We start from the raw sequence: 13,455 nt of genomic DNA, 5'->3' as shown, positions 1-13,455 counted from the left end.
GTGATGCTATATCTGCCCATTTTTGTGACTTATTTATGCCTTCTTTAATTCCCCAATCTTAGACCTGAATCCTTACGGCCAAATTTCCCGAAGGTCAGATTTTAGTAAAGTGCCATGTTGTAACAGTTTACTAAAATCCGACAAAAAAAATAAGTTTTAATGGTAAAATTTCAGGCTGATAAAGTTTATTTTTGCTGCTGTTTTACGGCAGAAAAAATGGAACGATTTCCGGATTTGGGGCGTCTGCTAGAGGAAATGAAGTCTACAAACTTCAATATGACAAAATTGAAATAATGAATAAAATGTGTACGTGCTGGCGATCGACCAAAATTCCACTCATAAGTTTGTCCTTAGCTGTGCTGGCCTGTCTGCCGACATTTCGCGGGACGATCGCCAGTCCGCTCTCTGCATCCCCCAAACAGCAGTCTAACCCTACTAAAATTATCTCAGTCGATCAAGCCCCAACAGGCTCAAAGTCTCCCAAAAATCCGCAAACAGCGGCGGCGAATCCATCCCCAGCCCAGGCTCTAAAGGCTCAGGGAACAGCAGCCGGACGATCGCTCGAAATTCAAGAAATTCGCGGTACTGTCACCTTCAAAGGGCGACCAGCAGTTGTGGGCGATCGGCTACTCGCCCCCGGAGACGAAATCATCACCGGCCCCGATTCCACAGCCCGTTTAGCGATCGACAACAACATCGGCATCGTCGAAGTAGCCGAAAAAACCGCAGTCAAAATATCCGATTTGTCAAGCAGTGCAGGCGAAAATGACACAGCTATTTTTGTCAGCAGGGGGCGAGTCAGATTGTCGATCGGCAAAACTGCTGCGCCAACAGCCTCCGCCAACAGCTCAACAATTATCCCGCCCCAGCAAATTGCCGCCTTAAATACCTTCAGCGGAATTGCCGAAACCAGTCAAATTGCCCAACAAAAAAAATCTCCCAGAACCGCCCCAGTCAGGGTAGAAACCCCCGAAGGCGTGGCCGGAGTCCGGGGTACATCCTTTGGCGTTAGCGTCGGCGACGGCAAAACCTCAGTCGAAACTATTGAAGGTACAGTCGAAGTATCGGGGCGCACCGACTCGCAAGTAGTTGTCACCCGCGGCAACGCCACGACAATTTTCCCTCAAACCTCGCCCGTCGCGCCCTCAGCCAGCCCTCGTCTAACCCAACTCAAAGTCCGCAATTTGTCGAGACTCAGTGGCAATATCTATCGCCTCAGCGGTCAAATTAACCCGATCGACATAATTTATGTCAACAACGAAACAATTAAGATCGATCAACAGGGAAACTTCAAAATCCAAGGGATTTTACCTCCAAGCCGCCGCATCAACATCGTAGTTCGAGGCCCGTCAGTCACAGAAAGGCATTACAGCATCGCAGTTCCCTAAACAACTTATCTAGATCAGACGGCGCTTTTAAACGCCCGGTATTATCATCTGGAATATCGATTTGGTCTTCAACCCGCGGAGGCGGGTTTTGTTTATATAGACGCGGTTTCAACCGCCCGGTCTTCTGAAACATCTCGAACGTCGGAATCGAAGGTCAATTATTGCATCAAATTAATTGAATGAAATTCAAACAATTGATCGAGTACCTCAAACAAAATCAACTGATCGGCATCCGGCAATATATCACCACAAATCCTCCCTGGCTGACAGGCGCCGCCGCAGGTATCCTGTCTGCAACCATGCTGCAATTTGGAATCTGGAAACCCCTTGAATATTTGGGATACAAAACCCTATTTCAAATTCGAGAATCGAGAATGTTGCCAAATCCGGGGTGGGATGACAGAATTGCAGTAATTGCGATCGAGCCCCAAAGCTTGCAGGAATACGGTAAATTTCCTTGGCCACGCAATCGCTACGCCGAACTTTTATCAGCCCTGAAAAAATCTCCCCCCACAGCAGTTGGTTTCGATATTCTGTTCCTCGATCCGAGTCCCAAAGATGAAATGTTAGCCGGTGCGATCGCCAGCAACGGCAAAGTTGTACTCCCAAGAACCACCAAAGAAGAACCAGTAGCATCTTTAAAAGCAGTCGCCGCAGGTATCGGACATATAATACACGAACCCAACAGCGACGGCATTAGCCGCGATTTAAAAATATTTCTCGACTCCATTCCTAACTTCGGTTTAGCAATGACTCAGAGGTACAACGCTGCTAACCCGCAAAATCCTGTATTGCTGCCGCAACTACAAAAGATGCAGGAACAAACAGTTTTGGTTAACTGGCCGGGGAAAACAGAAAATCTACGTACCTATGCTTTTGTAGATGTTGTAGAAGGTAGAATTCCTGAAAATGCTTTAGCCAATAAATTAGTCTTAGTCGGCCTAGTTGCTACTGGTTTCGACCAGATATCTACACCTCTCAACAAAACTACGGGTGGGGTTTATTTATATGCAGCGTTGATTGACAATTTGCTCAATCAACGCTTGCTGCGGCGGCTGCCGATACAGCTAGAAAATTTGTTATTATTGGCGATTGGCCCGCTGACTACTTCGGTTTTGTGCAACCGAGGTGTTAAAGACAGAATTGCGATCGCCCTCGGTTTGCCTGTAATTTGGGTTACGGCTGCTGCTTTGTTATTTGGCTTCTATTTTTGGTGGCTTCCCATTGCCGCACCCATCGGCACTCTTATTTTATCTGGCACTGCTTTGCAACTGCGGGAACAGTACGAAAAACAGCAGTTGATGAGGTTATTTGAACAGCACGTCGCACCCGAAACTGCTCAGCTTATTTGGCGACGCAAAGCTGAAATATTTGAACAGGGAGAACTCGAACCTCAAGAACTTACAGCAACTGTGCTGTTTATGGATATTCGCAATTTTACTTCGATTTCCGAAAAAATGCCAGCGCGGGATTTGCTCAACTGGCTGAACAATTATTTGGAAGCGATGACCAACTGTATTATGGATCATGGTGGCGTTGTTGATAAATACATCGGTGATGCAATTATGGCAGTTTTTGGTGTGCCTTTTTGCCATAGCGAATATGCAGAAATTCAACAAGATGCTTTGAATGCAGTTGCGGCTTGTATCGCCATGCACGAAAAGCTAAACGAAATTAATCAGCAGCTTAGAATTAAACGCAAACCTTTAATTAAGTTTGGTATTGGTTTGCATACTGGACAGTTAGTTGCTGGTAGTGTCGGCGGTTCCCGACGTTTGAATTATTCTGTGATCGGTGATGCTGTCAATGTTGCTGCTAGATTGGAGGCGATGAATAAGGAAATTGTGTCTGATAGTCCTTTTAATTTGTTGGTGACGGGGAGGACTTTTGCTTATGTGCGTGATCGCTACGAAGGCCAAAAAGTAGGATCGATTCAATTGCGCGGCAAAAAAGAAGAAACGGTGGTTTATGCTATTTTGGGCGAAAAGTAATAGTCAGTGGGCATGGGGCATCGGGCATCGGGCATTGGGCATGGGTAATAGTTAGTGGTTACTTGTTAGTGATTTTTCTAATAACCAATTCCCAATTCCCAATTCCCAATTCCCAATTCCCCAATTCCCAATTCCAAATTCCAAATTTAATCAAATACACTCAGCCGCAGAGTTTTAGCTATTTGTTCCAATAGAAATAAACTGCCCACAGAATTCCCCTCTTTATTCAGTGGTGGACTGTAAGATGCGATCGCCCCTTCACCCGGAATAACCGACAACAAAGCCCCACTAACTCCCGACTTAGCCGGCAATCCCACCCGCAGCGCCAAGCGGCCCGATGCTTCATACAAACCGCAAGTAGCCATCAGCGCTTTCACAGTACGGCAGTTTTCCCCGATCGCTCCACCACCATTTACCAACACCACTCCCAGCTTTGCCAAATCTTCCACAGTTCCCGATAAACAGCAGACGCGATTATAAGTTTCTAGCGCAATTTCCGAGTTTTCAATATAACCCGATTCTACCATTGCCAAGGCAAGATCCCAATTTTTTTGATTCGGCATTGCATTCACTGAATCGAGCATTAACTCGTCAACAAATAACTGACTGTTTGCTTGTTGATTCAGCCAATTTCCCAGGTTTTGACAGCGCTCAACTGCATTTTTACCGGGAATCAAAGATGCAAGGGCGATCGCCCCGCTATTAATCATCGGATTTCTCGGCTTCCCTTTATCTATTTCCAGTTGAGTCAGGGAATTAAAAGCCATTTCCGAAGGATCGCAGCCCACGCAATCAAAAACCGCTTTTTCGCCCAACTCGCACAGCAAATAAAGCAGCACAAACGGCTTGACTACGCTCATCAGCGGGAATGTTTTATCGACGCTGCCCCAGCTCAAAATTTGACCGTCAATTGCCCTAATTTGCACGGCAAAGCATTGTCTGTCGGCTCCCGCAAGCAGAGGTATGTACGTGGGGATTTGACCAGATTTACTGCGATTAATTGCCTCTGTTGCCCAAGCTGCCAGTTGTTCTGGTTGCAGGGAAGATAGTTTGCTGGTGGATGTTTTCACTGTCGATGATTTAGAGCGTATGAGATTTTAGATTCGTAGTTCGATCGGGCAATGCAGCCATCAACCCAGTTTTTCCAGTAATTGCGCCACTTCCGCTCCTACAAGAAATAGAATTTATGAGGTAATAAAACCAAACTCAGCCTTAATGGTATTGACGTTTTCGCTTGCGTAGAGATAATAAATTTATTCACAATTTTTCAGAAGAACCTGTATTTTGCATAAAAATCTCCCTTTCACCCAGATAGATAAGTAGCAGCTTCCAGGCAACGCTGCTACCCAACAAACCACCACTCGCTTGAAATGCCTTCAGGCTCTGATATTTAAGCCCCAGTAAGGGGCGGGGTGCATATTTAATTTAAATTTTTCAGAGTTCGCGCAATCCGATCCGGAAACCCCCCGAACCTCTGGGAACTTACTATCCAACCAGATCGACCAAAATCAGGACAAAACAATGCCAGATGAAGCGAAAGCAGAAGCACCAAAACCAGATCCGCTAGCTTTTAAGGGTGTATGCAGCGAAGGAATTCTCAAAGGCAAAGAAATTGAAGGCAAACTAGACCTCAAAGTCATCGTCACCTCCGCCAAAGCTAAAGAAGCGCCAGCCCCAAAAAAATCCAAGTGGGAGGAGCCTATATTTTGGGCGGTGTTTTTATTAACTGCCAACTTTGCCGTCGGCGACCCCGCCGGAATGAGACAATACAGCTCCCCACAAAGGTCACATTCTCATGAGATGTTAAACCAATCTGGGGAGTAGTCGGTGTTGCCTAAGAAAAACACCACCAACTCGCAACTTTAGGCCCTGGGAGCCTGCCAGCCACGCAAATAGTAATAAATAGACCCGAAATATTCATCGAATACTCGTGTCGTAGTTACCAAAGCTTCTGCACTGGGCAGGAAATCTGCCGCGTCTAAGCGCAGTCGGGATCTACCTCCTGATACGGGCTGGTAAGTGTAGAAGTCCGTAGCTCTAGGAATCACCTGGATTCCCATATTCGCAAAAGCGAGGCTGGCACGCCGCATCTGAATCGCAGATGTTACCAGGATTACTTTGCGCCCGACGCCGCGACTGTCGAGGATCTTTCTCACTTCCTCTGCGCTGGTGCGTATGTTCCTGCCATTATCGTCGAGAACGATACTGTTGCGCGGCACGCCCATGTTGCTTGCCAGCAAAGTCTCGATATCTTTAGCTTCGCCAGTATAATTCTGTAAATCTGCTCTGGGCCCGGCTGTAACAATCACCAAAGGTGCTAATTGTTTTTTGTACAAAACGGCAGCGTAGGGCAGGCGATTCCCTGTGTCTGCCAGTTGAATCGCTTCTCGGTTGGCGGTGTGACTGTTAGTCGTTCCCTTGCCCAGCAGGACGATCGCCGCGGCTGTTTCATCGCAGCAAACTGTGGTGCGTGCAGCCGCATCCCGTTCTGCTTGATCGGCGAACCAGTAAGCCACAACTGGCATACTCGAAAGGATCAAAACTAGCAGTGCTGCCAGGATCATTCTCGGCGCCGGGTTGCGGATGCCCCCGTTCGTAATCAGCGCCGATGCAATCACCAGTAACGTAATCGAAAAACCCAGCGGCTTAAAGAAAAAGGCTATTAAGCCGAAAATCGCTGCTCCGACTGGCGTGTCTGGGGCAAAAAAAGCTAGGAACAAAAGGCTGATCAGCAGCAAAACGCGCAGCCGATCTATTAAAGGATTGTCTTTACCTCCCGATTGATCCCACCACGATTTGATCAGTGAGAAGAGGAGGAATAGAAATAGAATGCGAGCGAATAGTTCAGGCATCTTGCAATATTCTGTGTCTTCATAAATTAGTACGGAATTGTGGAAGCGAGCGCGAATTTAGCTGCGGTAGGCAATGCCGGCATCGGTTGGGTTGTTAACTTTCGCCGATCGCGCACTGCGATCGCATTTCTCCTGATCCTCGATTCCAGTCAGCTATCAACTATTGGTTACAGGCAATCGAGCTCGCTACTTCCAGTCAGTCGATTTGAGATTTGAGATTTGAGATTTTAGATTGACTCCACAGATGAATCTGGGAGTTTAAACTTTGATCTAAAATTTTAGGATCTCCATACTCATAGCGTCGGTGGCTTGCACCCCTTTTGGGGATGGTCACAGATTGCTGACAGATAATTGGTAATTGATCACTGGTAATGGTCGATCGGTAATTGATAATGGATGGAGCTGGCGGCAGGTGAAATTGACTTGGCAATCTTGCCTGCTTTGTGCTGCCTGTATTTTCCCCATTACCTGTTACCCATTCACCAATCCCAATTTATCGGCGTTTCAGTTGATTCCGAATTGCCTGCGTTACCGTTTGAATTACTTTAACACGAGCATAATACTTGTTATCGGCCGCAATTATCGTCCAGGGAGCTGTCGGCGTGCTGGTGCGCTGAATCATTTGATTCACCGCCACTTCATAATAATTCCACTTTTCTCGATTCCGCCAATCTTCTTGAGTGAGTTTGTATTGTTTAAATGGATTATTTTGTCGGTCTGTAAACCGCTTTAGTTCCTCTTCGGGACTGATGTGCAGCCAGAATTTAACTAAGATACAACCGAAACTGGTGAGTTGCTCCTCAAATTCGTTGATTTCCTGGTAAGCTCGACGCCATTCGAGTTCGGTGGCAAATCCTTCGACTCGCTCGACGAGCACTCTACCATACCAACTGCGATCGTAAATGCTGATTTTACCAGCAGTCGGCAACTCCCGCCAGAAGCGCCAGAGGTAGTGGTGAGCTTTTTCTTCGTCCGTCGGCGCAGCAAAGGCATTGACGGAGTAACTGCGGGGGTCTAGGATATCCGTCAAACGTTTGATCGCTCCTCCTTTACCGGCCGCATCCCAACCTTCAAACAGCACTAACACGGGGATGTCCTTTTCGTGGATGCTTTGTTGCAGTTCACCAAAACTGGTTTGTGCTTCGCGAAGTTCGTGTTTGTATTCGTCTGGCGACAAGGATAGAGTTAAATCTACTTGGGCGAGCAAGTCTGGTTCGGTGGGTTGCAACTTTTCTTGAGGCGGCAATGGAACGGGTGCAGATTGTGTGGGGAGTCTGTCTAGGGCTTCTGTAATTTTGGCTGCCATTTGCGTTAAAACTTTGACTCTCGCCCAGCGCTGACAGTCGCCTTCTACTAGCGTCCAAGGTGCCGGGCCCGTGCCGGTTTGAGTTATCATTTCTTCGGCCAAAGTCGTGTATTCTTGATATTTTTTGGCTTGTTTCCAATCTTCCGGCCGCACTCGCCAAGCTTGTAAGCTATCGTCTTCTAGTTTTTTGAGCCGATGTTTGAGTTCTTTTTTGCTCAGGTGAATCCAAAATTTGGCAATTGCCGCGCCGTCGTTTACCATCATGCGCTCGAAGGCGTTGATTTGTCTGATGATTGTCGGTACTTCGGCCTCGGAGACTCTCTCGAACAACCGGTCTTCTAAAAGATGAGTGTACCAACTGTGATAAAAAAAGCCAATCCGACCGCGGGCTGGGAGTTTCTGCCAAAACCGCCACAGAAAAGGATAGTCCATTTCTGCCTCTGACGGCGGCCAAATCGGGTGAACGGTAAAGCCGCGCGGATCCATGTAACCCACCATTTTTTTGACGAGTGCGCCTTTGCCCGCGGCGGCCCAACCTTCGAGTACGATGATTACGGGCATTTTTTTTTCCCAGCAGGTTTGTTGGAGCGATCGCAACTGCTGCATTAAAACTTCAATTTTGGCCTCATAGGTTTCTTTATCCAGCGAAATATCTAAATCGAGGTTGTCAAGCATATTTACCTCACACAAATCCCAGAAAGCAGTTTAACGTCAGTTTAACGTTTGGATAAAATTAAATCTTCAAGTCTGGCAAAAAGTTATCAAAACTATACCTATGACCGCTTAAAAGCGTGGTGCTTCTGCCGTCGAACCCAGCATCGGGCTAATACTAACAAAACTCCCCTCAGATCGAACTTGCCAAAAAAAACCTGAGCGGTTATAGTTGAATTAGGGAACTTTTTAAGAACTTCAACTGTTCCCCTCGCCCGATCGGGTGAGTGAACAGGAGCAGCAACAAATCCCTGAAACAGGATTTTTTGTAAAACAGAGCAAAAGTAAAAATCAACTACCCGGTGGGGGTGAAAACTTCTTTACTTAGCTGCATCAAATTTATTTAAACAACAGTTAGTCAAGCACCAGCTTTGATAACTTCGAGGGCGCTGCTTGCAAAGGTTGGGCGTTCCTCTGGCCACAGACTCCAATAAAAAAAACCGCCCAAATGGGCTAACCAATTTTTATGATTGCGCTATGAGATAAAACCTGAAAGCCTGGGTGATATAAACAGGTTTCTGAGTTTTATCAACACCATTCTCTAATACTAAAAGCTGTTGAGGTGCGGGCTAAGATTAGCCGCCCGAAAACAATACTTGTTTCTTGTGGAACAGGCCAGAAAGCCTGTTACTGACATTTGTGCAAAATGTCCGAATTACTGTACTCATTTGCCAATACCCATTAAGAGGAACAGTCCGAAATTACGGATTGCAAAGTTTTTTATGAATATCTTGACAACACGCTCCTACAAGGGCGAAAGTGACTGGTGTGCGATCGCAAATTTAATCGATGCTTGCGAAACAGTCGATCGACTCGGCGAAGAAGTATCAGCCAGCGAACTCAAGCTCGTACTAGATGCCCCTAAACTCGACAAAGCCCGCGACGTGCAGTTGTGGGAAGACGGTAATTACAAATTGATCGGTTTAGCACTCCTAGATATGCCCGATTCCCAGGATGAAATAGACGCCTGTCTCTGGTTTTACGTGCATCCAAACCTGCGCGGTGAAGGTTTAGAAACAGAGATCGTTAAATGGGGCGAAAAGCGGCTGAGCGAAGTCGCCAAACAACGGAATTTACCAGCAAAATTGCGTACCTACAACCGCGACGATCGAACCGATGGAATGCTGCTATTAGAAAAACAGGGCTTTGCAGTCGATCGCTATTTTCTCACAATGGCGCGATCGCTCGCCGAACCAATTCCCGCACCCGAATTTCCCGCAGATTTTGCGCTGACACACGTATCGGGAGAAAAAGACATCCAACCCTGGGTAGAAATGTTCAACCAGTCATTTATCGATCACTGGAACCACCACGATTTAACTGCCGAAACCGTGCGATACTGGATGCAAGACGAAAATTATCAGCCGGAATTAGATTTAATTGCTGTTTCGGGCGATCGTAGATTTGCAGCTTTCTGCGACTGTCAAATCAAACCCCAGAAAAACCACCGTAGCGACACAAAAGACGGTTGGATTGAACTATTGGGTACGCGACGCGACTTTCGGAAAATGGGATTAGGAAAAGCAATGTTATTAGCCGGATTGCACACCTTAAAAGCGGCGGGTGCAAATACAGCCAAACTCAGCGTCGATGCTGACAGCTTGACAGGCGCGACAAAGCTTTATCAATCAGTAGGTTTTCGCCCGATGGAAACTTGGCTATCCTGGGCAAAAGCCGTCTAATTCAGTTGACAGTTGACAGTTGACAGTTGACAGTTGACGGCGACCTATACCTGGAAGGAAGAGGATTGGAGTAATGAATAGTCTGATTTTAAATTCCCCCTAGAAGGGAAAGGCTTTAAACCAATTCTTTCGGGTAAAAAAGTAGATGCAGACGGCGGTTTCAACCGCCCGGTCTTCTACAAACCTAGTTCGCTTTGTTTTGTCACCTCAACATAAATATGTTCTAACCGCACCGGATACCGAGCAATTGAATCAATAGAAATCCCATCAAACAGCAAAATAATCTCTTTTAATTCCAAACATTCCGGCAGCCAAAAAGCCAAATCACTACCGTAGCGACGGGGGATAAAACTGTATTTTTCAGCGCGGACGATCGTCTTTTCTTCTTCAGTAGTTTTAATAACAATAATTTCTTGAGCCGGAATCAGTCTTTGTAATTCCTCCAAACTGCCCTCAGCCACAATGCTACCATTTTTTAAAATCCCAATTCTCTGACACAAACGTTCAGCTTCATCCAACAAATGAGTTGTCAGCAAAATCGTAATTCCTTCCGATTGTAAACGCTGAATTAACTCCCAAATTTCATAACGAGCTTCAATATCTAAACCCGTTGTCGGTTCATCTAAAATTACTAATTTAGGCTGGTGCACCAAAGCCACCGCAATATTCAAACGGCGCTGCATTCCTCCGCTCAAAGTTTCCACCGGACTTTTAGCTCTATCTATCAAATTTACTGCCTTTAAACATTGCTCTACTTGATAGCTGCGCTGTTTGCGATTTAAACCATAAATTTGAGCAAAAAAATTGAGATTTTCTTCGCAACTAAGGCTTTTATAAAGCAAATTTTCTTGGGGCGCTACACCTATTAACGGTTTAGTCGATTCCGAAACAGGTTCGCCATTGATGAAAACTTTGCCGCTGTCGGCATTTAGCAAATTGCATAAAATATTGATAGTTGTAGTTTTACCAGCACCGTTTGGCCCAAGTAAACCATAAATTTCGCCAGCTTGAATGTGCAGTGTTAAATCTTTAAGCACTGAACGTTCGCCATAAGACTTATTTAGCTTTTCAATTTGCAGCAAGGTTTTAAATCTCCCTAAGTTTAATTATATTATTAACAGCTTTGGTAGAGGGCGAAGCATTCCGGCAGATAAATTATTAGTAACAAGCAGATATTTACTGCCGAAATGCTTCGCCCCTACGGATATCTTTTAACTGATTACCAGCCTGCGCCTGGTACCCAGTAAATGTCAACTGTCAACTGTCAACTGTCAACTGTCAACTGTCAACTGTCAACTGTTTAAAGTCTTCTTTCCGTGTTCAACATCCGCCGATAAGACAGCCACCCTGCCACTATCATTAAAATAGCAAATATTAATAAAAACCAGAAGTGCGATTCAATATCCGCAAAATCTTTGCCGTTAGCCCACACGCCTATTAGGGCTTCGTTCATGTGATAAATTGGATTGTACTGGGCGAGATCCAGCAGAGTTTTGGGAAACAGCGCAGTCGGCAAAAATGCGCCTCCTAAAATCAACAAAGGAACGCCGAAAGCTGCTACTAGCGAGTTGACATCTTCAGTGCGCCTCGCAAACTGCGTGCCGAGAATAAAGCCCACGCCTACGTAAGATACAATACTCAGTAAAATAATCGCACACCCTAACAAAATAGATCCTTGAAATTGTGCTCCTAAACACGCTGCGATCGTGTATACTAAAAGTACCTGACCGATGCCGATGCAACTATGAGCAATAAAAATTCCTAAAAAGTAGGAAGTGCCGCTCAAGGGAGAAATAAATAAGCGTTTGAGAGTATGTTGTTCTCGTTCTGATACTACCGTTGCGACGCTGCCGCCGAGACAGCTAAAAAATAAAGCGGCTCCTACTAAACTTGCGGGTGCAGCACTTTCAAAGGCTTTTGCCGTGGTGAGATTAGCGCGTTCTTTTAAGATTAAACCGTTAATTAGCAAGATAGAAACTGGAAAAATACTCCACAAAACTAAGCTGCGTCGCCGCCTCCCTAATTCAATTAAAATTCGCTGCGCTACTGCGATGGTTTCGTACCAGTATTTCATAGTGATTTTATTAGCATTGTTAGAATTGGAAATTCGGAATTGAGAATTGGCATGATGCCACGGCATATTATACCATAAAAATGTCAAATTTCACTCTCAACAAAAAACCCGCTGATGCGGGTTTTGTGATTTTAGCGGACTTGTTTTTAACTTTTCGCTGTCTGTCACGGTTCTGATTTGATACTAAAGTTAGTACCTCTGTAGCATCCTTGAAAAGAAGTTAAACTTGTGCGGTTTATCTGTTCCAATTTAGTGACGAGGGAGGGAGTATTGGGACTTTCAGTGGTAGCACCCCACTTGTAGATAAAGTTGCCGATATAGTTTCCAGTTTCTTCGTAGCTGTACTCTTCTATTGGAATTCCAGAAACTCCTGAAACTGTTTGGTTATGGTATCCGTTAACAATGATTTTTTCGATAACAGTTCCGGGTTCTACATTTATGTTCCAGTTGACAGGTTCGTAGGCTGAAAGTGCGAGAATTATTGGCTTGTTTCGGGGTTCTACGTTGATTTCGATCCTCTTCGTTGGCTTCGCTAACGCACTTTTCGACAAATTTCCGTTCCCGTGTTCCGAATTAGCTTCGTAAACGCCGATTAAGTGAAGTTCTTTATCTGAGCTCGACGAACCAACATAAGCTGAAAAATCGTCGGAACCGCCAATCCCGCAGTTGGCTGCTGAACTAATTGGGGAAGTAAAAGCTGTTTTTTGGGTGAGTTTCTGTTGCACTGTCGGGACTACCCACAATCCGGTTCCGATTCCTAAAGCACCTATTAAAGCGGCGGCGATTCCGAAAGGAATGGCATTTGTTAGGTGGCGAAAGGCGGTTGTTGTTGTTAGTTGAGATAGCGTTTGCTGCCAATTTTCAGCAGTTTTTCCGGCATTTCCGCCATCGAGACAGGCTAACAAAGCTAAACTCTCCGGCTGTTCTAGTAGACTTTGAACTGCCTTCCCTTCGCCGACGTATAGATTTCGAGTTTCGGTGTCTAAAAGCAGCCAGTAGCGATCGCCCTCAGCAAAGTTGTACTCTTGTAGAGCAGGCTTAACTAAATCGTGCTGTAAAAATACTAGCCAAGCCATATTATTGCCAGTACCGACTGTTTTGCCGTCGCAGGAAATAAGTTGGTCGATGTCGGGTTCCCACCGCCAAGCTACCCAGCGACTGTCTCCTCGATAGCCGAGGGATTTTTCGAGTTGCGGATGAGCGGTTATTTCTAGTCGTTGAACTAAGTTTGACACAGTAGGTTTCCTCAATTACGCGCGAGCGAAGCTATCCCGAAGGGTAGGGAATCGCCACTTCCATGTCTTAGCTTAACTCATCCGGCGGCCGTTCAAAAAGTGCCCGTGCCGTTGCCATTGGTACTGTTGGGAGACAAATTGTTGCTGGGATTGGTATTCGGCGAAGTTCCCGGATTGACATTGTTGGGATTGGTATTCGGCGAAGTTCCCGGATTC

At 45.8% G+C, this 13,455-nt stretch carries 11 protein-coding genes; 5 read left to right on the top strand and 6 right to left on the bottom strand.

Annotated features, from left to right (window positions below; translation table 11 throughout):
• Positions 1-293 precede the first annotated feature (293 nt).
• A complete protein-coding gene (locus QUB52_RS12775) occupies positions 294-1,388 on the top strand; it encodes a FecR family protein (RefSeq protein ID WP_332975369.1) in 1,095 nt (364 codons plus the stop codon).
• A 179-nt stretch (positions 1,389-1,567) separates the two neighbouring features.
• A complete protein-coding gene (locus QUB52_RS12770; protein WP_265236433.1) occupies positions 1,568-3,379 on the top strand; it encodes a CHASE2 domain-containing protein in 1,812 nt (603 codons plus the stop codon).
• Between the two features lie 146 nt (positions 3,380-3,525).
• Here QUB52_RS12770 and glsA read toward each other — a convergent pair whose 3' ends face one another.
• On the bottom strand, positions 3,526-4,449 hold the full coding sequence (gene glsA, locus QUB52_RS12765) for a glutaminase A (RefSeq protein ID WP_265236432.1): 924 nt from the start codon (positions 4,447-4,449) through the stop codon (positions 3,526-3,528).
• A 451-nt stretch (positions 4,450-4,900) separates the two neighbouring features.
• On the opposite strand from glsA, the gene QUB52_RS12760 reads away from it, so the two are divergent.
• The gene (locus QUB52_RS12760) at positions 4,901-5,203 is read left to right on the top strand and encodes a hypothetical protein (RefSeq protein WP_332968629.1); all 303 of its coding nucleotides are present in this window, start codon (positions 4,901-4,903) and stop codon (positions 5,201-5,203) included.
• Positions 5,204-5,241: 38 nt separating this feature from the next.
• Here QUB52_RS12760 and QUB52_RS12755 read toward each other — a convergent pair whose 3' ends face one another.
• Positions 5,242-6,231, bottom strand: a complete 990-nt coding sequence (locus tag QUB52_RS12755) for a YdcF family protein (RefSeq protein ID WP_265236428.1) — start codon at positions 6,229-6,231, stop codon at positions 5,242-5,244.
• 39 nt (positions 6,232-6,270) lie between these two features.
• On the opposite strand from QUB52_RS12755, the gene QUB52_RS12750 reads away from it, so the two are divergent.
• Complete coding sequence (locus QUB52_RS12750) at positions 6,271-6,447, top strand: hypothetical protein (protein ID WP_332975368.1); 177 nt, start codon at positions 6,271-6,273, stop codon at positions 6,445-6,447.
• A gap of 277 nt (positions 6,448-6,724) precedes the next feature.
• Here the strand turns inward: QUB52_RS12750 and pap are convergent, their stop codons facing one another.
• Entirely contained in the window at positions 6,725-8,212 is a 1,488-nt protein-coding gene (gene pap, locus QUB52_RS12745; protein WP_265236426.1) for a polyphosphate:AMP phosphotransferase, read from the bottom strand.
• Between the two features lie 758 nt (positions 8,213-8,970).
• Between pap and QUB52_RS12740 the strand changes: the two genes are divergently transcribed.
• Positions 8,971-9,930, top strand: coding sequence for a GNAT family N-acetyltransferase (locus QUB52_RS12740; RefSeq protein ID WP_332968635.1), 960 nt, complete (start codon positions 8,971-8,973; stop codon positions 9,928-9,930).
• 176 nt (positions 9,931-10,106) lie between these two features.
• On the opposite strand, the gene QUB52_RS12735 is transcribed toward QUB52_RS12740, so the two are convergent.
• The 3 genes from QUB52_RS12735 to QUB52_RS12725 all read right to left on the bottom strand — a co-directional run bounded on the left by QUB52_RS12735 (position 10,107) and on the right by QUB52_RS12725 (position 13,239).
• Entirely contained in the window at positions 10,107-11,012 is a 906-nt protein-coding gene (locus QUB52_RS12735) for an ABC transporter ATP-binding protein (protein ID WP_332975367.1), read from the bottom strand.
• A 218-nt stretch (positions 11,013-11,230) separates the two neighbouring features.
• On the bottom strand, positions 11,231-12,004 hold the full coding sequence (locus tag QUB52_RS12730; protein ID WP_265236423.1) for an ABC transporter permease: 774 nt from the start codon (positions 12,002-12,004) through the stop codon (positions 11,231-11,233).
• Between the two features lie 164 nt (positions 12,005-12,168).
• Positions 12,169-13,239, bottom strand: coding sequence for a hypothetical protein (locus tag QUB52_RS12725; RefSeq protein WP_265236422.1), 1,071 nt, complete (start codon positions 13,237-13,239; stop codon positions 12,169-12,171).
• Positions 13,240-13,455: the final 216 nt, after the last annotated feature.

Source organism: Microcoleus sp. A6-C6, from assembly GCF_036705955.1.
Taxonomy (GTDB): Bacteria; Cyanobacteriota; Cyanobacteriia; order Cyanobacteriales; family Microcoleaceae; genus Microcoleus.
This window is presented reverse-complemented; position numbering and strand designations above follow the sequence as displayed.